Raw genomic sequence first — 21979 nt, 5'->3', positions numbered from 1 at the left:
AAGGGTGTGTCTCGGTGTAGAAAGGCGCTGGGACAATCAATGCTTTCTCTTGGGTCGTGCTTCCCGCTTAAATGAAACCCGGCTTTGCGGGGCGGGCTGCTTCTGCCGCTAATGCAAGTATTTTTTTAGCCTTTTCTCCACCGCCATAAATTTCTGTCGCCATTGCTTTGTCGTGCAGCCAAGGAGCAACCACGGCTGCGGCTTTTACTTTGTCGTTACCTGTCACCGCATCTAGCATGTAGCCTGCTGACGCACAGATACCCAAACCTGCGATGCGTGATGCATCAACACCGTCCAATTGACTCACCACATCAATTACTGCGCGGATGTCTGCCGTTTTACGTGCAGGATCTTCTAGGTACATCACTGGGTCTTTGCTTTCACCCCACCCACGAAAGTCAAACGTCAGTGCTGCGTAGCCTCGCTCTGCTAGTGCTTGAGCGTAAACCGCTGGCATCTGCTCTTTCACCGTTGTCCATGCGCCAGTCACAATCACAACTGGAGCATCTTTCGCGTCATTTGGTAGGTAAAGGTTTGCAGCAAGTTGACCTACTTGAGTATTAAGTTTGATGTGTTTCATGGTGGTCTCCTCTAATGCTAGGTTCGTGTTGTCATCATTTGCAGAAACTGAGTGAGCAAAAGTGGTGAACGGTAAACTACTCAATAGTAGTAAAAGCGATTTCTTAAACATGGCATCCTCTCTGTCTGGTGCATTGCCTGAGCTATGCGGCTAACTTGGGTATAGATTAGCGCTGCAGCGCGAGAGAAGATTGAACATTCCTGCCTGAGTTTTTGTATTTTCTTGCCCCTCAATAAGTTGACGAAATGTGCAAAACTTAGCTAGTTTCAGCTAGCAAGTGGAAGATAACTAAGGGAAGAAAATGAAGTCCGAGCTAAAGTTTTATGACTCTGAATCTAGTGAGCTATCAGGTTGCGGCGATGTGCTGGATATTGAGTTTTCAAACCATGGATTAGATTGGCTCGGCGTGTTGGTAGAAAAAGGATCATCCCCTTACTTCTACCCTAAGAATGTCTACACTCCATACTTCTACTTTGCTCTGGCGCTAGAAAAAGATTTGAATTGGAGTGTCGAAAAGGATGGCACGTTCGCCGACCTCAAAACCAGCCCAGGCAACATTTGGATTAACCCGCCTAAAACCCCATTTACCCACGATGTAGCTGAGCCTTGTTATTTCGTTATCTTAGCGATTGAAGAACAGGAGTTTTTCTCACACTGTCCATTAAATTTAGACGGGATTGAGCTGCAATTTTTGAACAACTACAATGTGTTAGATGAAACCATCAAAGGCATCATTGAATTGTTTATGCTGGAAGCAAAAGCTAAAGGGCGAAATGGTAAAACCTACCTCAATAACTTGGTCTCGTTGCTGGCAACCCACTACATTCAAAACTATTCCAACTACTTTGATCTAAAGAACAACCAGCTTGCTGCCTCTAAGTTCGACCAACACCAAGTCGATAAGATTGACCAGTACATTGAAGAAAACATCGGCAACAACATCGCGGTTGATGATCTCGCCGACTTGCTCGGCTGCAGCAAGTTTTACTTTCTGAGGGAGTTTAAAAAGCTCATCGGGGTAACGCCTTATCAATACTTGATGAACAAGCGTTTGGAGCAAGCACGATTGGTACTTTCGTTAGGCTCAGCGAATATTGCGTTAACGGCACACGAACTTGGGTTTAATGATCAGTCTCATTTTACGCGTGCGTTCAAAAATCATTTCGGCATGACGCCAGGGCAATTCGTAAAACAGAATGAAAACTAATAGACGAATTAAAGATTGGAAAGAGGGCCTTTTCGTATAAAGGCCCTCCTCAAAACCTGATTAATCCATCAGACTTTTGGATTTAATCGCTTTCTTGGCCAGCTCTTTAGCAAATTCACGGATATCGGCTTCGAAGGCTTCAACGCTCTGGCGAATGTCGTCTAACTGCACGGTTTCCATTTCACGTTCATGCATGACGACCTGTCCGTTGACGATGGTAGTTGAAACATTGCTTGGATTAGCTTGGTATACCAAAGTCGCGTACGGGTCATAGTTTGGCATCATGTTCGCAGACTGTGTTTCTACAATAATAATGTCCGCTTTTTTACCTTTCTCCAATGAACCGATCTGGTCTTCCATATGCAGGGCTCTTGCGCCGCCGATGGTAGCCAGCTCTATAGTTTGCTGAGGAATCATGATGGTACGGTCGTTATGCTTCAGTCTTTGCATGTTGGCGGAATAGCTGAGCGTACGCCAGAGATCGACTTGATTGGAACTCATTGGCCCGTCTGTACCCAGCCCCATACGTATACCAGATCGATACATTTCCCATGCTGGGGCAATACCTGTTGCACCTTTGGCGTTGGCCATTGGGTTGTATGACACACCTGCATCAGCCTGTTTGATCAGTTGTTGATCTTGTTCTGAGAGGTGGATGGTGTGAGCCAGAACGGTGCGTTCATCCAGTGCGCCAATCTGTGCTAGGTAATCAACCGGAGACTTGGCGTTGTGCTCCTCTTTGATGCGCTCCTGCTCATTCGGAAACTCGGCAACATGGATTAGTACAGGCACATCATGTTGTTTTGACAGCTGATTGATTTGTTGCAGCTTTTCTTTGCTGACCGTGTAAACGGCGTGAGGTGCGTAAGCTGGAGTGATCAGTGGATCGTTTTTGTATGTATCGATAAAGTGTTCCGCGTATTCAATGCCACCATAGGGTTCTTTGGCATCAACGACGGGAAACTTTATCACGGTCTCACCTAGTACCGCGCGCAGCCCCACTTCTTTAGTCGCTTTGGCCATCTCATCCATGTGGTAATACATGTCCGCGTAGGTCGTTACGCCACTTTGAGCGAGATCGATAGTGCCGAGTTTTGTGGCGTTATAAATCAGCTCTCGGCTGAGCTTTTCGCCCTCTAGAGGGAAGAAGTAGGCAAACAGGCGGTTGGAAATCCCTTCTTCGCCAAGGCCGCGAAAGGCAATCATCGGCAAATGGTTGTGGGCGTTGATAAAGCCAGGTAATACGATGCCATCATCAGCATCGATAGTTTGTTTAGCGTGATACTGATCTTGCAGTTCCTTTCCACCAATCGCGACAATGGTGTCATCTTTAACGACAACGACACCATTGTCGATCACGTCCATGTCGGCGTTAATGGTCAGAACTTGACCGTTGGTGATCATCAGATCGACTTGGTTTTCTGGTGCAAGTTGAGCACAACCAGAGAGGAATGTTGCTGCTATAGCAATGGAGAGAGTTTGCTTTTTCATGGATGCCCTGAAGCCTCTTGGTTTTCGAAACGTATCGATAGCAAGAGAAAAATTATCTGTATATAAAAAGCGCGCCAGCCTAACACCGAAATATGACAGTTTTAGGTCAGTGCAGTTACCGAATTTAGTAAAGTATCATGACGTGAAGAAAGAGGTTTGTCTGTGTTTAGTATCAAAAAATGCCAGTCGGCAAATGCTGACTGGCATTATTGTTTAAGGAAAAGTGGGAGAGTTAGTAGCTAGCCTGAACGCTGACACCGCTAAAGCTAGTGTAGCCATTAAGCATCACGTAGTAGCGACCATTTTGAGTGCTAGACACTGTGCATGTCTCAGTGTTGCCGTAGCGATATGGGCGGCAGTCCCAAGAGCTAGTCGTTGGTTTGGCGCCAAAGCGAACATAAAGATCGGCATCACCCGAACCACCGCTAGTGCTTACAGTCAGTGTCTGGCCAGCAGTCACGTCGATGTAGTAGTGCTTCTGTTCACCACGGCTGCCGCTGATACCAGTCACAGGTGTGCCGTTGGTGAGTTCACCATCTGGAGAAGGTGTACCACAATCTGGGTCACAACCGCTGTCGGTTTGGCTGTATAGCAGTTTATTCACGGTACCTTTAGTATCACTGACTTTGTTTACGCTCGCACGTTCACTGATCAGCGTTGATACTTGAGCAGGTGACAGAGAGTTGTTTTCTTGCAGATACAGAGCCGCGACACCTGCTACGTGAGGTGTTGCCATTGATGTACCACTGATGGTGCGGTAACCGCCATCGTACCAAGCTGATTTGATATCTGAACCTGGCGCAAATACATCAACACAGCTTCCCCAGTTTGAGAAGCTTGAGCGGCTATCGCTGCTGGTTGTTGAGCCTACAGTTACGCCGCTAGACTCGCGAGCTGGAGAAGAGTTACAAGCGTCAGCGTTCGAGTTACCTGCTGCTAGCATAAAGCTGATGCCTGATTGAACCGCGCTGGCAACCGCTTGATCAAGCGCTGTAGAAACGCCACCACCCAAGCTCATGTTGGCTACTGATGGGCCAGAAGCGTTTGCTGCTACCCAATCAACACCGCCAATGACGCCTGAAGTTGTACCTGAACCGCTACAACTTAGTACACGTACACCTACGATATTGACGTTTTTCGCCACACCATATTGTGAGCCACCAATGGTACCCGCTACGTGGGTACCATGACCGTTACAGTCGGTTGCGTCACTATCGTTATCGACGAAGTCATAACCTGATCTTGCGCGGCCACCGAACTCAACGTGAGTGTTTGTTACACCAGTATCGATAACGTAAGCGGTCACACCTGAACCATCGTAGTTGTAGGTGTAGCTGTTGCTGAGTGGTAAATCACGTTGATCGATTCGATCTAATCCCCAAACTGGGTTAGTCTGAGTCGCGTTGGCGGAGACGACAGGATCAAGTGAGATGATTTGGTCTTGCTCAATGAAGTCAACTTGTTGATCTGCACGAAGTGCTTTCAGTTGTTCAGCCGAAAGAGTCGCTACAAATCCACTTAACGAACGGTCGTAAACTTTATCGATCTTAAAGGCGTGTTGGCTAGCTAAACCAGAAACGGTTTGCTGCGTAAACTGCTGAAGGGCTTGTTGGTCGTTGCTCATCGTTAATGGCTGTTTTAGCACAACGATGTATTGATTTTTAATCGCAGATTCTGCCGACGCCGTCATTAAAGGCGCAAGCATTTGATCCTCAGATGCAATGGCTCCTCCTTCGTTCTGTTGCGCAAGCCCCGAGGTTGAGATCACTGAAAGAGTCGAGGCGATACAACAACTTAATAATTTCTTAAACATACTGTCTTCCTTTGAATAGTAAAAGAGATTGTTGAACATGGCCTACTACAAACATCAAGCATGTCTGGTGGGTTCTCGTGGTTCAAAGAGAACCTGACTACAGAATTCACACTATGCATATATTCAATATGTTGCATATTGTTGTTTTAGTTAGTCTATAAATCTGCGCGTGGTTTATAAGATTATTGAAATTGACTTATTACTATTTCTTGAATCGTGGGATAAGAATCATAAATGAGAGCTTTTGCTCTATGTGGTGGAATCTACGTGCTAAGGCAATAGTGATTTATTTTGGATGACGGGTTTGCAGAAGGCCCCTGTTAGACAAGAGGCCTTACTGGGGCTTAAATCAGTTGCTCAGTGTTTATCAACGGAACACGTGTAGAGATGGCATGAAGGGCGATATTATGAATCATTTCATCTGTGGTGGTGCAACAACCGGCCAGCACAGATACTTCATATTGCTCTGCTGCTTTGGAAATCGCAGTGTGAGTCACGCAGTTTTGCGTCATCATGCCGCAAACAATCAATTCAGTTACCCCATGCTTTTTGAGCACATTTTCTAGCTCTGTTTGTTCAAAGCTGTCTGCGAAAGATTTAACGACAATATCCCCTTCCGGTGCGCTCGCGAGGATCTCTGAGTGGATATCTGCACCTGTACTACCTTTGTTGAAAAAGGGTGCGATACCCATAGCAGGGTCTGCAATATGCTGAATGTGAATCACAGGAATTTGTTTCTGTTGGGCTTTTTTAATCGCTGCTTTGATATTGGTTAACGTGTTCTCTGTGTTCCAAAGAGGGAATTTCCCGTTTGGAAAGTAGTCGTTTTGTAGATCGATGACGAGTAGTGCTTTCTGGCTCATTTTCCCTCTCCTGTTTGGTATCGTTCAAAGTAGAGTCATTATGGCGCTTTATTTTTTGGCTTTTTAGAGTCTAAAATGACACAAATAATGCTAAAAACGACATTGTATGCCTAAGATTAATATTGCCGTATTTAACTATCCTTTTGCTCTCAAATCGGCCGTATTTGGTTTTGAAGAGCTTTTTCAGTTAGCCAACCGAGCATGCCGTGAGAGTGAACTTGAGACGGAGTTCAAAGCGCACATTATTGACGCGTGTAATATGCCTCCCAAGCAATTTGATGTCGTGCTACTCCCGCCCAGCATTGACGATCAGTTCTACCGAAAACCAGAAGCACCAGTACTCGAATGGCTGGTTGAGCAACACCGACGTGGCAGTGTGATTGCGTCGGCGTGTGCTGGCGCGTTTATCTTGGCGGCGTCAGGGATTGGTGGACAAAGGGCTCTGACTACCCATTGGGGGCTAGCTGAGACCTTTAAGTCACAGTACCCATCGCAGCCCATGGAGATAAATCAAATTTTAATTGATCATGGCGATGTGATTACAGCTGGTGGCATGATGTCTTGGTTGGATCTCGGACTGGAGTTGGTATCCAGGTATGCTTCACCACAAATCATGCGACAGCTGGGTAAGATGTTAGTCATCGATACTGCGCCAAGAGAACAGAGGTTTTATCAGCAATTCACGCCATCATTCTCTCATGGTGATATTGCAATTATTGAAAGTCAGCACAGAATCAGTGCCTGCTTTTCTCGGACAGTGTCGGTAAAACAATTGGCTGTTGAAGCAAACTTGACCGAAAGGACTTTTCAGCGTCGATTTATGAAATCCACAGGCATGAATCCAAACCAGTATTTGCAGCGAGTACGGGTGCAGAAGGCTTGTGACTACCTGGAAGGTTCAACTCATTCTTTTGATTGGATAAGCCATCAGGTAGGGTATGAAAACGCGAGTGCATGTCGCAAGGTATTCAGTCAGATAATGGGGCTGACCCCGGGGGAGTTTCGTCGGCGCTTTAGACGATAAATAAAAAGCCCGCAATGATTGCGGGCTTCTGGGAGCTGGAGGCTTACACCTTAAATCTGTCTACCAATTCGTACAGCTCATTGGCGCGTTGATTCAGCTCTTGGCTACCTGAACGGTTTTCGTTGGCCAGTTCAGCTGATTGAGAGCTCTGGTCAGAAATCACCACTATGCGCTGTGAAATTTCCTGGCCTACCAAGCTTTGCTCTTCGGTCGCGGTTGCGATTAGGGAGTTCATATCCATGATGGTGCCGATGGATTCCTGAATCTGAATCAGCGCCTGAGCAGCAGCATTGGCTTCTGCTACCGTGCTGGCACCACGCTTCTGGCTTGACTCCATGGCTCTTACCGCGTCGTCCGATGCAGCTTTTAATTGTTCAATCATCTGATGAATCTCACCAGTACTGTCTTGGGTACGACTCGCCAGTTTACGAACTTCATCGGCAACAACTGCAAATCCACGACCCTGCTCACCGGCACGAGCGGCCTCAATGGCTGCGTTCAGTGCCAGCAGGTTAGTTTGTTCTGCGATGTCTTGAATCACTTCCAAAGAGGAAGAAATGTTTTGCACATCACCTTCAAGACGAGAAATAACGCCATTCGCCTGAGAGACTTCTTCGGCCAGCGCTTCCACCGATTGGGCGGCAGAATTGACGATGCCTTGTGCTTCTTTGGCATTGTCATCAGCTTCTTTGGCAGAATGCGCCGCTTGGCTGGCATTGTTCGAAATTTCGGATGCGGTTGTGGTCATCTCGGTCATCGCGGTTGCCACTTGCTCAGTCTCTTGACGTTGACCTGAGGCCAACTCATCTACTTTCGCTGCGCGACCCGTCATGTCGCTGGTCTCGGAAACAACTTGCTGACCTACATCACTGACGCTTCGAATGATGGTTTGCAGACTAGCGACAAAAGCATTGAAGTTTTTGCTGAGTTGGGAGAATTCTGGCGCTTTGAAATCTTCCATACGGGCGGTCAAGTCCGCATCGCCGCTGGCAAAAGAACTGATCGAAGCATCGAACATTTCTAATGGCTTAAGAATGGTTCGGTTAACAGCCACAGCAAAGGCAGCAACGATACCAGCGATCACGATACAGAACAAAATGATGGCAGAGAGGGTTTCCTGTAGCGCTTCCGTCGTCGCATTTTCCATTTCAGCCACAATGGCATCGATGTCGTCGGTATAGAAACCAGTACCTAGCATCAAATCCCATTCAGGAATAAATATAGAGTAACTCAGCTTAGGTAATGCTTCGGTTTCTCCCGGTTTCGGGAAGTAGTATGTGGTGAATTCACCTGTTTTGGCGTTACGTATCAGATCTTGGATTAAGTAATTGCCTTGTTTGTCCTGTAGGTTCCAGAAACTGTCGCCAATCCCTTTGCTACTTTGACCTTGGACTCTTCGTATACCTTTAGAGTCGTAGCCAAACACATAACCTGTCTTACCGTATTCTAAAGTCTTTAGGGTTGGGTAGGCTTCTTCTAGGCTGGCGCCTCTATCAAGAAAAGGTTGGACGGCAGATTTTGCCATTTGAAGGTAGTTTCTCAGTTCCGCTTTCTTCATGTTCATCATGTTAGTGCGGGTTACATCGATTTGTTGGTCATTGAGTTCACTGGTTTTTACGTAAGTAAAACCAAGCATGCCCAGTGCAATTACCAGTAAAGGAACAAGCGCCAAAATGTACAGGCGACTTCGAATAGTTAGACTCATACAAACATCCTGTCTTTGAAAGGTCTTTGGCGTTTTTACATTGTCAGAGCTGCTTCTGGTATGAAACGCCTGTTGTTATTAATTTGGTTCACGCGTTCTTCTTCTGCTCGAGTTTGTGAGCAAAAGAAGGGCATTGTTCCAAACGTTTATTTTATAAGACTAGCCAATTTATCGACGTAGGACTGTGAATCTTGATAGGTTAATTCGTGTTCGATGTTAGACATTAGTCCTATTTTATCGGAAACATTGACCGGAATCGCATTTTCGCTTTCCAGTCAGCAGCTTAGAAATGGTATATCGGTTGTTTGCAAATCTGAGATAGCACCAATCTGCAACTGGACGGATGAGCTTCCAACGCAATGGAGCGTACAACCAGCCTTTTCCGACCAGTTTCCATGCGAGATAAGTCACATCTAAACCAAGCAGAAGCGTCCCGTTGTTATCCAATGCGTGAAGAATTTTAGTCGCATGTCTGGCGTCAATCTCAGGATAATTGAGGAAGTTTTCGGAGTGAATATCAACCAGCATCAAATGCTCTTGGTTGTCGTAGTGTGCAAGACGCTCCATTTCTTTCACACACAGTGGGCAGGTACCATCGTAGAAAATCGTAAGTTGAGTCATAGGTTTATCCTTTTTTCATCTTCTACGTATATACGACTTCATTGATCAGCCACAGGCTCTTTTAGATAAGTGTGCCAGTTATCGCTGAGCGACTGGTACTGGAAAACACAAAAATCTTTTCGATCAGCCAAGTAATCATTTTCTACTTCATCCAGCAAGTTGCTGTGCTTTTCAGGGTTACTGCCGTAAACCAAACATAAAGTTGAGAAGTAGCGTTGTAAGTCAAAACTGTGCTCGTCGATGTATTCACCAAAGTCGTAGAAATCTGGCCTGTCGTCGGACTCAAAAGCAAACATATCGGCGGCACTGATCGCGGCTTCATCACCATTATCCAAGTATTCGATCATCAAAATCGCCGCAAGGTTGTCTACCGCATCTTCTTCTTTACCAAGAATGGGAATATTTTGATCGGCGATATACGCATGCCCTGCTTCGTGGAGCAGAGTGTGCAAAACTGTGTCCATCGCCCCTAGTTTTGCCTCTTTGCCGTATTTTTCGTCGTACTTGTTGTTGATAAAGTAATCCAACGCTTCCTGATAGAAGTGATAAGGCATATGTACCGTGTGCTGCTCTGGGTCATACAATGGCCCGTCCTCGCTACCGTATTGAATCGTTAGCGTCTTATTAAATGGGAATAGCGTGTCTGACAGCTCTATTACGGTGTCGTTGACTCCGCTTGTTTCAATGTCTGCTTTCAGTTGTTTTTCGGCTTTGTTGGCGGGTGGCAGATATTGGATCTGAATGTTCTGATTAGCGGCATAGGTTGCTGGCGTGATGGCTGCCGTCATAGTAACTAGAGCCAGCGGAAAAAGGTGCTTATACATAGGCAAACCCAATCTAACAGTGTATTTAATATGCTGACTCAATATTGACATAAAAACCGCCTTTTTGCGTAAAGTTGCACCTCGAAAGGAGACCTGACCATGAAAATCATCCCGCTGCTTAAGCAGCCGCGCATCCAATAAGCGTTGTTTAGCTGAACGTCTAAGCAACGCCACGAAATTCGTTCCGTGGCAAATCTGAATTAAACATTGAGGATTTTGTCATGTCACAAAAACATTGGTCGACATTTCAGTTACTGCATCAAGTGGTGCAGAACAAAAACATTCATATCAAAGGGACTCACAGTTACTACAGCGATTGTTGGGATAACGGTTTTGAACAGTCTGTCGTCCGCTATTTGCATGGTGACGAAATCAGTAAGCAATGGCAGCCGAGATGGGATATTGATCAGCTCTATATCGGTGACTATGTTTGCATTGCAGCAGAAGCCGTAATTTTGATGGGTGGAAATCACAACCATAGAACGGACTGGTTTTGTCTCTATCCATTTATGGAAGAGGTTGAGCGCTCTTATCAAGGTAAAGGCGATACCGTCATTCATGATGGAGTATGGATAGGTATGCGTGCCATGATCATGCCGGGCGTGACCATAGGTGAAGGTGCGGTTGTAGCGGCCAACAGTGTGGTGACCAAAGATGTGGAACCATACTCGATTGTCGGCGGAAATCCTGCCAGATTGGTTAAGCATCGTTTTGCCCCTGAGCTGATAGAGAAGCTGGTGGCACTGGAAATTTACCAGTGGCCTGAAGAGAAATTTGCTGCGATGCGTAAGTTTCTGACTCAACCAGACTTCGAATTGCTCGAAAAAGCCATGAAAGATTACGACCAAAAACATGTCTAACGACTAAAATTAGGGCAGCGAGTCAGCTTGTGCTACACTCGCCGCCCTTTCCTGTTTCAATGAGATCAATACCATGAGTACTAAGCAAGAACTTCAAAACCTTCACAATCGTCTGGACAAGTGTCAGCGTAAGCTGGATGCGGCGAAATCTCGTGGTGATCAGGAAATGGTGACTAAGTTCACTGATGAAGCAGATAAGCTAAGCAAAAAAATTCACGTGATGAAAAGCAAACAGAAATACGACATGAACAAAGAGCGTAAGAGCTTGATTGACATGCCGTTCTCACGTGCAATTACTAAAGAAGAACAAGCAGACATGGGTAAGCTGAAAAGATCAGTCAAAGGTCTAATCGTGGTTCACCCAATGACTAAGCTGGGTAAAGAGCTGAGACTTGAAGTCATGACAGGTTACGCACCGAAAAAATTCTGATTTCCAGATAGCTGAAAAAGCGCCGTAAGGCGCTTTTTTGTTATTGCTTTCTGCTATCAAAGGAGACTTAGTGAATATCGAGTTTGCTAAGCAATGATGGATATCCCCAGCCATTTTGTCCGGCTTTGACGTCATCTCCGGTCAGGTATTGATACAGAGTCGGAGCCAGAGAGCCGTTCTCCTCACTACTCAGTGGCGTAGCTTGTTTGCCAATTGGAGCGCCCCAAAATCCGATAAAGGCGTCCTTCTCCAAATAGCTTTCGCCTGCGTGACGGCCCGGAACTTTCGTGTTGTAGCCAATCCCTTCTCGAGGGAACAAATTCACTGTACCTGCTCGCGGTTCGGCGTAAAGCTTGGCGAGTTGTACGACGGAATCAGGCCTAGGCGTAAATTGGGTTAGTTCGCGCCATTGTATTTCATCACACCAGCTTTGTGGGTTGTCGATGTCTGCTCGGTTGACACATTGATTGACCAACTGAGCAAACGTCTCAAGCTGTGCTTGATTTGGTGAAGGCAGATAAGGGTTGAGTTTGTTGACTTCCAGTAACGCTGTTTTGCTATTGGCTTTGTAGAAATAGCGCTCTCCTTGTTTGATGATGATCTCATCGATTCGTTTGCCGTCACGCTGAGCGACCAAACGTACCTGACACTCTGTCTCAAAGCAGGTTGATTCTCTGACGACTAGATAGTCGAGACTATCTGAAAGCTTTTCTACTGACTCTGCAATGATGTTCAGCTTTTCACCTTGTGGTGCATTGACCGGTGTCCAGTTGGTCAGCTCCGAATAGACAGGTTGTGTTTGCCAACCCGATTGCGAATTAAACATATCCATCATGAAGTTACCGCCAGCGGTAGAAGCTACCACAACATCAACACCTTGGTTACTCGGATAATTTAATGCATTGGTGATCTTTGGTCCTTCGCCTTCATCAGATGAGATTTTCTTGATCACTAGAGGGTAGTCGAGTGATTCCGAAAGTGGCTCAAAGATCTCTTTCTCCGGATTTAAGGTGTAGTAGACCGGAGATAAACCATGGTCCCCCGCCATTCCCCAAAGTGTCTGCTGGTAAATGCCGGCGTCCTTGTACGCTTGTTCAATTTGACGTATCCAGTAATCGAGGCGGTTGAGTTCACCTGTTGGCATAATGATTTCATCACTGAAAGGGCCAACAAAGTGGGCGAAGTGATCCGGCCACGGATTGTAAATCAGGGCGTAATCTGGCATCCCTTGGCCATCAAGCTCTGCATAAGTAGCGATGTCCTGCTCAATCTTCCATTTTCGGGTCAGCTTGGTGTAGAAGTCCCATAGCGGTATCGCTTGGTAGCTTTGAATATTATCGATGAGGGATTGGCGCTGCTTCGTTAGCACGTTTTCGACTTCGGCTCTTTCATTCAGCTCTCTCAAGCAACGTTTCTCACCAAAGTCACGCAGTGCTTCGCCTGCGCCAAGGTTAACCAGACCATCGTAACTGGTATGGGCATTCCAGTCGTATTGGGCGTTACAGTTAAGCGTTTTCAGGTGAACCAGTCGGTCAAACATCGTCTGAACCTGATTGGCCTGCATTAAGCGATCAAGTTGAAGGGCATCATTACCAAAGAAGTAATAGGCCCTGTCTTCGTTTCGGTCGACAAAGTGGAAATTCGGGATTCCTGTTCCTTGTTCGCCAGAGACTTTTGCCCCGGTTTTGATGATGGGCAGGTTTCTTACGCTGATCGTCGGTGTGGAGGAGATACCTACCCGAGCAATGGAGTCGGTATGGTTTTGGTAAAGTCGCTTGAAGAACGGTAAGTAATATGGGTCACGATACGTTTGTTCTGACAGAACCTGAAGAAAACGCATGGATTGAACGTGCTCTGGGCTGCTTGTTGTGACAGGGCTGCCGAGCTCAGTGCTCTTGATATGTTGCTGGTAAGCGTGGGAGAGAAAAGGTTTGTTAGGGTCAACCAACCCTTCGATTAATCCTTGTTGCAACCCGTCGACCGTTATCTGAACAGCAAAGCGGCGGTTCTGTTGTGACTCGAGAAACTCAATTGCTTGTTGAGGGTGATCGTCAAACGCGTTTTGTAGCCAGTCATTGAGGCGTTCTTGTCTCTCATCCTGATAGACAAACTGACGATAGGCTTTCAGCACATTGAGACGCACAAAATCAATTAAGGTAATGGTTAACGCTTGTGCTTTGTTATTCGGTTCGCTGGCTCTGTCGGCTGCACCATCGGCCACAATGCCGAGTATGGCCTGTTTCATGTCGCTCTCTTCCATCCCCGAAGCGGCTTGTTGCATGATGCCAACCACGATAGGTTGAATTTTGGCGACCAGTTCTAAATCCTCAGGTGACTTGGTCAGATATGTGTATTGCTCAGGCAGGCGGTCCATATCTTGCCATTCGCCAATCTGAACCAAAGCGTCATATACGGTCACCATAGCCGCCATAAACTGACCATTAATTTGGATGCCTTCGTGGTGAGCCTGGTCTTTAGCGTGTTGTTTAGGCTCTTTTTTGGCTTTCTCCTCAAGAGCAAAGAGCGAGTGCTCAAAGCCTTTCAGAGCTTGTTTGTCATACACAGTTTGCAGGTAGGCTTTAAATTCATCGTCACTGCTTATTCCTGTGTAGCGATCGTAGAACTGATAAAGAAAATAGCCGAGAGGAATGGAGTACGTCGGGTCGGCGAGCTGTGTCATGACCCGACTTTTCGTGCTTGCATCAAGTGGTAATGTCAGTAGGTAGGTCTCTAGAGTTAGGCCGCCAATGGTAAACAGGGTCATATCGCGAGCAAAGCGCGTCGAGTAGGACAATGATGAGGTGATTTGATTTTTCAGCACTTCTGTTGAGTTAAATAGCCCACCGATTACTGGGGTATCGCCGATATCGGCGTAAGCGGAACTCAAAGGGGTAAGTGCTGCCACAATTGCAACAGGAAGAAGCCGTTTTCTCAACCAAGCCATTGTTTATATCTCATTCATTATACTGATGATTTTCATTCTGGCAGGCTTATAGGAGAGTGCAAGAACAGGCTGACCAAAGCCTCGATTTGATAGCGTCAGAATGTGACTTGGTTCCAGTTGTCGTTGCTGCCAGATATTTATTCCTAGCTAGCAAAGTTGCACATTCGATGAATTTACAATGTAAACCCTAAGGGATGAGAAGGGAGTACCAAACTTTAAATGATGATTTTTTATCATGATTGGAATGATTTAAAGTGATTTTAATTCATTCTTGATTGGCCTTATCTTATTAGCTGTCCAAGATGATATTGAAGAGAGATGACTATGAGCCAAGAAAACCTTCGTATAGTGCCTATCACAGCGCAACACGACGCAGCGATCTGCCAGATAATCAAGCAGGTTGGCAAAGAGTATGGTGCTGTGGGAGAAGGGTTTGGGCCGTCTGATGCTGAGGTCGACAATATGAGTCAGCATTATCACGAGCAGAACCGTAGCTTGTACTTAGTGGCGCTCTTAGATGAAAAGGTGGTTGGCGGTTGTGGTGTTGCGCCTTTTGGGCAAGATGAGCAAACGTGCGAATTGAAGAAGCTCTTTTTACTTAAAGAGAGTAGAGGGCTTGGCTTGGGTAAAACCTTGTCGTTGGCCTGTTTAGAGTTTGCTAAGCAACAAGGTTTTGAACGTTGCTATCTGGACACTTTGTCCAATATGTCTGCGGCGGTGCGACTCTATGAAAGCTTGGAATTCGAACACCTCACTGAGCCTCTTGAGGGTACTTTGCATAACGGCTGCGATGTTTGGATGCTTAAGTCTTTGTGATTCTAAGAAGGTGATATGAATAACTACAAACTGCTGCGCCCATTGCTTGTATTGCTCCAAACTCGTAGCTTGACCGAGGCTGCACTGCAGCTCAACGTCACTCAGTCAGCGATGAGCCGAACCTTGAGCCAGATAAGGACGGCCTTTGATGACCCTATTTTGATTCGTGAAGGTAAACAGTTTGTAGTCAGTGCCAGAGGCCAGCAGTTACTAGCTCAACTGCCTGAGTTGATTGGGTCATTAGATGAGCTTTATGCAGTGGAAGCATTTTTGCCTCATGCTTGTCAGCGAGAGTTCAGACTGGCCTACACGGCATTTTTGTCTGAATCGAGTGTGCCTCTGGTGTCTTCTGAACTGCTTAGATTGGCCCCAAACGCAGGGGTAAATGGAGAATTGTGGCAAGATCAGCATGTCAGCGTTCTCGGTGACAGCCCGATTGATGTACTGGCGACCACACTCGACTACTTTCCTGAGAATATCTACGGCAAAAAATTGCTTGAAGACGAATATGTAGTACTGATGTCTGGTAATCATTCACTGGCTGACGCCAGCCTTGAAATGGATGATTATTTTAGTGCTTCCCATGTGATGGTGCATGGTATGCGAGAGATGCGTCAGTATGTGGGCGAGCAGTTCGAACAGCACAAGGTTCAGCGTAAGGTGATCGCCAGAGTGCCATCGTTCACTGCGGCAATGGAGTTGGTTTGTCAGAGTGACGCGCTGGTTACCGCGCCTTTGCATCTGGCGGGCTATTTTGCTAATCGGTTTGACTATGTTGTAAAACCATTGCCTTTCGACTTACCCAAGCATAGCTACTATCTGCTGTGGCACAGTCGGCATCAAAAAGATCCTGCCCATCGATGGTTTCGGGAGCAGAGCTTTGCGGCATTGCAGCGGCATTTGAAGCTGATGCACGCTTCAGGCGTTGAGTTGATGTAAAAAAGCCCTGATAGTCAGGGCTTTTTGCTGAGATTGAGGGCCTAGTATCAGTAACCCATTAATTGCAGGAGGTTTTCTGCTGTTTTTATCGCCTCTTTTCGATTCGCGATATTGAGTTTCTGGTACAGGTTACGAATATGAGTTTTGATTGTGGTGCCCGCTACATCCAACTCCTGAGCAATTTGCTCGTTACTAAAGCCAGAATAGATTAGGCCAAGTACCTGCCATTCACGTTGAGTTAGTGGACTGGTGCGAACCAGCTCAGGAATATTCGGGTGGTTAACCAGCTTTTCAACAAATTCTTCATCAAAGTGAACCGAGCGGCTACGCTGAGTTGTCGAGATATCTTTGAGCAACTGCTGAGCGCGATGGCGTTCAAGATCACCCAACTCATTTTTGTTGACCAGCTTTTCGAGAATATGACCGATCTTGCCGCCTTCAACGAGGAAGTTACCCAAAATACCCGTCTGATTCGTCAGTTCCAGTGCTTGTTTGAGCAGTAACTTAGCGCGCTCTTCATCTTGCTGTGTGGTCGCCAGTACAGCTTCAACAATCAGGTTGCGGTTATTGTCCGTGACCAGACTGTTGTGATTCGCTTGCTCTTGAAGGAATTTAAGCGTTTCAGCCGCTTCATCAAACATACCTAGATTGATCTGTGCACGGGAGATGTTACGCCACTGCAGTTGAGTAAAGTGGTTACACGCTTTTTCTGGGCGAGGTGTGGTTTCCAGCCAATGTTGGATGGCTTCCATATCGCCTCGTGCCTGCCAGAACAGAATCAGAGACAACGAAGCGTTAGCCGTCCAGTCAACATGGTAGGTAGACTGCTTCTGTAGGTGAACAATTTGCTCAATGAACTTGTTGGCTTTGTCCAGCTCACCACGGCCAATAGCGATGCGCGCCAGCATAGAGTAGCTATGTAGGTGTTTACTTGGGCTGTGATTACCCAGTACATCCAAGCCCTTATAGGCGCATTCCTCAGCTTCATCAAGACGGTTCCAGCACCAGAAAATCTGTGCACGAATACGTAGCAGAAACTCATGCATCGGAACTTGCTGCAGCTGCTGCTCTTCGATCAGCTTGAAGGCATTTTCCTGCACTTCAAAGGCTGCTTGAACATAACCTTGGGCAATTAGAATTTCGCTTTGCTGAAGCATCGCCCATAACGCCTGATGGTAAACTTGATACTGACGTGCCAGTTTTTCGGTCTGCTGCATCATAGGCAATGCGCGGCTAAGATGACCTAGCACGTGGTTTACTTCACCCACAACGGACGTTGCTACGATGCGGCTTCGGTAAACCGTGCTATCAAGTTGTCCTAGTGATAACTCAGCGAGTTCGAGCGCTTTTTCCGGTTCATTTTGGTTAATAGCTACCTGCGCACGTAAAGCGTTAAATTCGCCCTGTTCTTTAGTGCTAAGCGTTACATTGAGCGCTTTCATTTGCTCATCCGCTTTGGATAGCAGATCGCCAACATCATTATATCTGTGCTGACTTTGCGCTAACCATGCCTGAAGCATGCACAATTTTGGCTCACTATAGAGCTGCTCAGGGGCAAGGGTGTTGATCGCTTTTTCTACCGTTTGTAATTCACCACCATTAAACATTTTCCAGCCATATTGGCTCAAGATGTCCGCAGTAAGCTGACGGTTCCCTGCTTTTTGCGCATGACGAAGCGCCTGATGAGGAGAAGATAAATTCAACCACGCCTTGGCAGCGGTTTGATGCAATTCTTGCTCTTGCTGAGGAATACGTGCCGAGCGCTCATGGGATAAGAATTCAGCAAACAGATTGTGGAAGCGGTACCAGTTCTGTTCGCCTTCAAGTGGGTGGATAAATAGGCCATAGCGGTTGAGTGACTCAATCATGCTCAGGGCATCATCACGTTTTGTCAGAGTAGAAACCAACACATCGTTGAAATGATCGAGAACAGAACATTGCAGCAGGAACAGGCGTGTTTCTGCATCCAGTAGGTCAAACACCTCTTCCACCAGATAATCCCAAAGGTGGGCATGGTTAAACTGAGAGAATGACTCGGCGGATTGAGCCAGTGTTTTGTGTTGGTGTTGAGCCTGAAGCGCGATCAGTTGCAATGCTGAAGGCCAGCCTTCGACATAGTTTCTTAAGTTGTCAGCAGTCGTATCATCAATCCCATCTGCGACTCGCTGATTAAAGAAGCGGGTGGTTTCTTCTGTATCGAATGCCAGCAATTCGTCACCAATCTCGATCATCAGGTCGCGAACACGTAAGTTAGCCGTACCGAGCGGCGGTGTCGCACGACTGGTGACAACTAGGGTTAGGTTGTCTGGCATGTGTTTGAGGAAAAAGCGAATCGCCTCATGGATATCATCGTTAGAGATAAGATGGTAGTCATCCAGGACCAGATAACACTCTTGATGAAAATTGGCGAACTCGGCAAACACTTCGCTGAAAAGGGAGTGAAGTGAAGAGAACTGGCGCTTTTCAGCCAGCTTCTGAGAATTTGGACAAGCGTTATGTGTAGCTTTATTCAATGCCTGTAGCAGGTAGTTGATAAAGCGGAACGAATCGTTGTCGCTTTCATCAATACTGTACCAGCCCGCATTGGCTTTATCAGCCAGCCATTGCGAGGCCATAGTCGTCTTCCCGTAACCCGCTGGCGAGCGGAATAGGACCAGTTTATAGCAGGGGGCTTGCTGTAATAAATCGAGAACTCTTGGGCGGACAATTGCGTTGTGTAAACGTCCCGGACGGGTTAATTTCGAAGGAATCCACATCTTCTTTTCCCTGTTCTTAAACACTCTCGAATCCAGATTCTATTCGGAGTGTGTTGATTAAAACTTAGTCAATCAGACCTAATGACAGGGATGTTACTTGAGAACAATAGCGACAGTTATTGATCAACCACCAGATTTTCGCGTATTTCACACTTTGCCTGACTCTACGCCCTTTATTTGTGATGTTTGTCACTTTATGTTGATTTTATAAGTGAGAGTTATCGCTCCTTCTGCACCAAAAACAATGAAAGTTGCGTAAATCTTCCGCTCAATATGTGATCAGATGAACATATTGATTATTTTATTGAGAATCCAGACACCTAACATTCATACATCAGCGTTAAGGTGAAATCCGTTGATGGTGTGATCTTTATCACCAGAGCTTAGGTGTGAGCCCAATTGATTTGAGAGTTAGATCACTGAGCCTCTGGTCATACGCCCTCTACGCCCTTCATCCTCCTCCTAATAAGCCGTGTATTTGGGAGGATGTTTTGGTTGTCGTGTCAATGCACGATATGTCTCAGATGGATTAAACCCAATAAGTGAGATTTCTCTAATGAAACCTACGCAACAGAAAAATTTTGATAAGGCGTCATTCCAGGAAAGCGTCAAGAAGCATCTGACCGCAACGTACGCTACGACGGTTGAAAAAGCTGACAGCCGCGCTTGGTATCTGGCAATGGGCCGAGCTCTGGCTGAGCTGACTACGTTTGATATGCTGCAAACGGAGCAGGATGACAAAATCCTTAACGCAAAAAGCGTTAACTACTTATCTCTTGAGTTCTTGATTGGCCGTTTGACAGGCAACAACTTGATCAGCCTTGGTTTGTACGAGCAAATCACAGCAGCAATGGAAGAGATGGGTCAAAATTTAACAGACCTGCTTGAAGAAGAGCGTGACCCGTCATTGGGTAATGGCGGTCTGGGTCGTCTGGCTGCGTGTTTCATGGACTCTCTAGCGGCACAAGAATTCCCAACAGTAGGTTACGGTCTTCACTATGAGTACGGCCTGTTTAAACAGTCGTTCCAAGAAGGTCATCAGCAAGAAGCGCCAGACGCATGGCGTGGTGTTGAAGGCTATCCGTGGGAAGTTGCACGCCCTGAGCTAGCTCAGGAAATTGGTTTTTACGGTCACGTTGAAGTTTACCAAGAGGACGGCAAAGAGAAGCGTCGCTGGGTTCCAGGCATGTCTGTAAAAGCAATGCCATGGGATTTGCCAATTGTGGGTTACGAATCTGATACGGTTTACCCATTGCGCCTTTGGGAATGTCAGGCTATTGCGCCATTCTCACTAGCGAGCTTTAACAATGGTGACTACTTCGAAGCTCAGCACTCGCTAATCGATGCAGGCAATATCACGAAAGTTCTATACCCGAACGATAACCATGAGAAAGGCAAAACGCTGCGTTTGATGCAGCAGTACTTCCACTCAGCAGCATCGGTACGTGACATTCTTCGTCGCCACGAAGAAGCTGGCCACACACTGGCATCGCTTCCAAAATACGAAACCATTCAGCTCAACGATACTCACCCGACTATCGCGATTCCTGAACTGATGCGTATCTTGATCGATGAAAAAGGTCTAGGTTGGGATGAAGCTTGGGATATTAGCTCCAAGACGTTTGCTTACACCAACCACACATTGCTTCCAGAAGCCTTGGAAACGTGGAGTGAGTCTCTGATTCAACGTCTGCTTCCTCGCCATATGGAAATTATTTACCACATCAACCACCTGTTCCTGCAGGAAGTACGTCAGAAGTGGCCGGGTGATGTCGCTAAACAGCAAAAGCTATCGATTATCCAAGAAGGTTTCCACCGTATGGTGCGTATGGCGAACTTGTGTGTGATCGGTTCCTACGCGGTGAATGGTGTAGCTGCGCTGCACTCTGAACTGGTTAAACGTGACTTGTTCCCTGAGTTTGATGAACTGTATCCAACTCGTCTGCACAACGTGACTAACGGTATCACGCCACGCCGTTGGCTGAAATTCTGTAACCCAGGTCTGTCTGCACTGATTTCAGACAAGATTGGTACAGAATGGCCAGCAAAACTGGAACAGCTAGAGCAAATCGCTAAGTTTGCGGATGATGCGAAGTTCCAGAAAGAATTCATGGCTGTGAAGAAAGAGAACAAACAGCGTCTTGCGGACTGGGTGTCTGAAAACATGGGTATCGAACTTGATACCAACGCGATTTTCGATGTTCAGATCAAGCGTCTGCACGAGTACAAGCGTCAACACCTAAACATGCTGCACATTCTGTCACTCTACCACCGTCTATTGAACGATCCTGATTTCGATATGGCGCCACGTGTTGTGTTCTTCGCAGCTAAAGCGGCACCAGGTTACCACTTGGCGAAAGAGATCATCTATGCGATCAACAAGATTGCTGAGAAGGTGAACAACGATCCTCGTATCGGCAACAAGCTGAAAGTTGTGTTTATCCCAGACTACCGAGTGAGCATGGCAGAAATCATCATTCCTGCTGCTGACGTATCAGAGCAAATCTCTACCGCGGGTAAAGAAGCGTCAGGTACAGGTAACATGAAGATGGCTCTAAACGGAGCACTGACTATCGGTACAATGGATGGTGCAAACGTTGAAATCCGTGAAGAAGTCGGCGACGACAACATCTACATCTTCGGTCTAGAAGTTGATGGTGTTGAAGCGTTACGAGCACAAGGTTACAACCCATTTGATTACTACCACGCAGACCCACTACTGAAAGCGTCTCTGGAGCTATTGCTAGGTGAAGAATTCACTCCGGGTGAACCAGGTAAACTGCGTGCAACATACGATAGCCTACTTGATGGTGGTGACCCGTACCTATGTCTGGCCGACTTTGCATCTTATGTGAAGGCGCACGAAGACATGGATAAGCAATACCGTGACCAAGCGGGGTGGGCGAAGAAAGCGATTCTGAATACGGCATTAGTTGGCAAATTCAGCTCCGACCGCTCTATTCGAGATTACGTCAATAACATCTGGAAATTAGAAAGCGTTAAACGCTAATTCCTAACAATAAAGCCAAGGCTGCAAAGCCTTGGCTCTCTTAATTACATATTAATAAAAACCCTACATGTTGAAGGTATTCAGTCCTTCGGAGAG

At 46.5% G+C, this 21979-nt stretch carries 16 protein-coding genes; 7 read left to right on the top strand and 9 right to left on the bottom strand.

Annotated features, from left to right (window positions below; all coding sequences use genetic code 11):
* Window positions 1–67: 67 nt before the first annotated feature.
* Window positions 68–691 (bottom strand): alpha/beta hydrolase, encoded by a 624-nt coding sequence (locus IX95_RS12505; RefSeq protein WP_268745324.1) that lies wholly within the window; start codon window positions 689–691, stop codon window positions 68–70.
* A gap of 190 nt (window positions 692–881) precedes the next feature.
* Here IX95_RS12505 and IX95_RS12500 point away from each other — a divergent pair, with 190 nt between their 5' ends.
* Window positions 882–1787 (top strand): helix-turn-helix transcriptional regulator, encoded by a 906-nt coding sequence (locus IX95_RS12500; RefSeq protein WP_038160470.1) that lies wholly within the window; start codon window positions 882–884, stop codon window positions 1785–1787.
* 60 nt (window positions 1788–1847) lie between these two features.
* Here the strand turns inward: IX95_RS12500 and IX95_RS12495 are convergent, their stop codons facing one another.
* The 3 genes from IX95_RS12495 to IX95_RS12480 all read right to left on the bottom strand — a co-directional run bounded on the left by IX95_RS12495 (window position 1848) and on the right by IX95_RS12480 (window position 5954).
* Complete coding sequence (locus tag IX95_RS12495) at window positions 1848–3278, bottom strand: amidohydrolase (protein WP_038160467.1); 1431 nt, start codon at window positions 3276–3278, stop codon at window positions 1848–1850.
* A 232-nt stretch (window positions 3279–3510) separates the two neighbouring features.
* The gene (locus IX95_RS12485) at window positions 3511–5091 is read right to left on the bottom strand and encodes a S8 family peptidase (RefSeq protein ID WP_021455271.1); all 1581 of its coding nucleotides are present in this window, start codon (window positions 5089–5091) and stop codon (window positions 3511–3513) included.
* A gap of 344 nt (window positions 5092–5435) precedes the next feature.
* On the bottom strand, window positions 5436–5954 hold the full coding sequence (locus IX95_RS12480) for a cysteine hydrolase family protein (protein WP_038160462.1): 519 nt from the start codon (window positions 5952–5954) through the stop codon (window positions 5436–5438).
* Window positions 5955–6060: 106 nt separating this feature from the next.
* On the opposite strand from IX95_RS12480, the gene IX95_RS12475 reads away from it, so the two are divergent.
* Complete coding sequence (locus IX95_RS12475; protein WP_038160459.1) at window positions 6061–6978, top strand: GlxA family transcriptional regulator; 918 nt, start codon at window positions 6061–6063, stop codon at window positions 6976–6978.
* Window positions 6979–7021: 43 nt separating this feature from the next.
* On the opposite strand, the gene IX95_RS12470 is transcribed toward IX95_RS12475, so the two are convergent.
* The 3 genes from IX95_RS12470 to IX95_RS12460 form a co-directional block, all read right to left on the bottom strand.
* Window positions 7022–8683, bottom strand: a complete 1662-nt coding sequence (locus tag IX95_RS12470) for a methyl-accepting chemotaxis protein (protein WP_006961823.1) — start codon at window positions 8681–8683, stop codon at window positions 7022–7024.
* 234 nt (window positions 8684–8917) lie between these two features.
* On the bottom strand, window positions 8918–9304 hold the full coding sequence (locus IX95_RS12465; protein ID WP_006961822.1) for a thiol-disulfide oxidoreductase DCC family protein: 387 nt from the start codon (window positions 9302–9304) through the stop codon (window positions 8918–8920).
* A gap of 38 nt (window positions 9305–9342) precedes the next feature.
* Window positions 9343–10128, bottom strand: coding sequence for a DUF4344 domain-containing metallopeptidase (locus IX95_RS12460; protein ID WP_038160529.1), 786 nt, complete (start codon window positions 10126–10128; stop codon window positions 9343–9345).
* Between the two features lie 221 nt (window positions 10129–10349).
* On the opposite strand from IX95_RS12460, the gene IX95_RS12455 reads away from it, so the two are divergent.
* Both IX95_RS12455 and IX95_RS12450 read left to right on the top strand, forming a co-directional pair.
* Window positions 10350–10988 (top strand): CatB-related O-acetyltransferase, encoded by a 639-nt coding sequence (locus IX95_RS12455; RefSeq protein ID WP_006961820.1) that lies wholly within the window; start codon window positions 10350–10352, stop codon window positions 10986–10988.
* A 73-nt stretch (window positions 10989–11061) separates the two neighbouring features.
* Complete coding sequence (locus IX95_RS12450; RefSeq protein ID WP_006961819.1) at window positions 11062–11418, top strand: YibL family ribosome-associated protein; 357 nt, start codon at window positions 11062–11064, stop codon at window positions 11416–11418.
* 67 nt (window positions 11419–11485) lie between these two features.
* Here IX95_RS12450 and IX95_RS12445 read toward each other — a convergent pair whose 3' ends face one another.
* Window positions 11486–14362 (bottom strand): alkaline phosphatase family protein, encoded by a 2877-nt coding sequence (locus tag IX95_RS12445; protein WP_038160454.1) that lies wholly within the window; start codon window positions 14360–14362, stop codon window positions 11486–11488.
* Window positions 14363–14686: 324 nt separating this feature from the next.
* Here IX95_RS12445 and IX95_RS12440 point away from each other — a divergent pair, with 324 nt between their 5' ends.
* Both IX95_RS12440 and IX95_RS12435 read left to right on the top strand, forming a co-directional pair.
* On the top strand, window positions 14687–15178 hold the full coding sequence (locus IX95_RS12440) for a GNAT family N-acetyltransferase (protein WP_171354541.1): 492 nt from the start codon (window positions 14687–14689) through the stop codon (window positions 15176–15178).
* A gap of 15 nt (window positions 15179–15193) precedes the next feature.
* On the top strand, window positions 15194–16117 hold the full coding sequence (locus IX95_RS12435; RefSeq protein ID WP_038160448.1) for a LysR family transcriptional regulator: 924 nt from the start codon (window positions 15194–15196) through the stop codon (window positions 16115–16117).
* Between the two features lie 47 nt (window positions 16118–16164).
* On the opposite strand, the gene malT is transcribed toward IX95_RS12435, so the two are convergent.
* Complete coding sequence (gene malT, locus IX95_RS12430) at window positions 16165–18873, bottom strand: HTH-type transcriptional regulator MalT (protein WP_038160445.1); 2709 nt, start codon at window positions 18871–18873, stop codon at window positions 16165–16167.
* Window positions 18874–19429: 556 nt separating this feature from the next.
* Here malT and IX95_RS12425 point away from each other — a divergent pair.
* Entirely contained in the window at window positions 19430–21883 is a 2454-nt protein-coding gene (locus IX95_RS12425; protein WP_038160442.1) for a glycogen/starch/alpha-glucan phosphorylase, read from the top strand.
* Window positions 21884–21979 lie beyond the last annotated feature (96 nt).

Source organism: Vibrio sp. B183, assembly GCF_000740665.1.
Taxonomy (GTDB): Bacteria; Pseudomonadota; Gammaproteobacteria; order Enterobacterales; family Vibrionaceae; genus Vibrio; species Vibrio coralliilyticus.
This window is presented reverse-complemented; position numbering and strand designations above follow the sequence as displayed.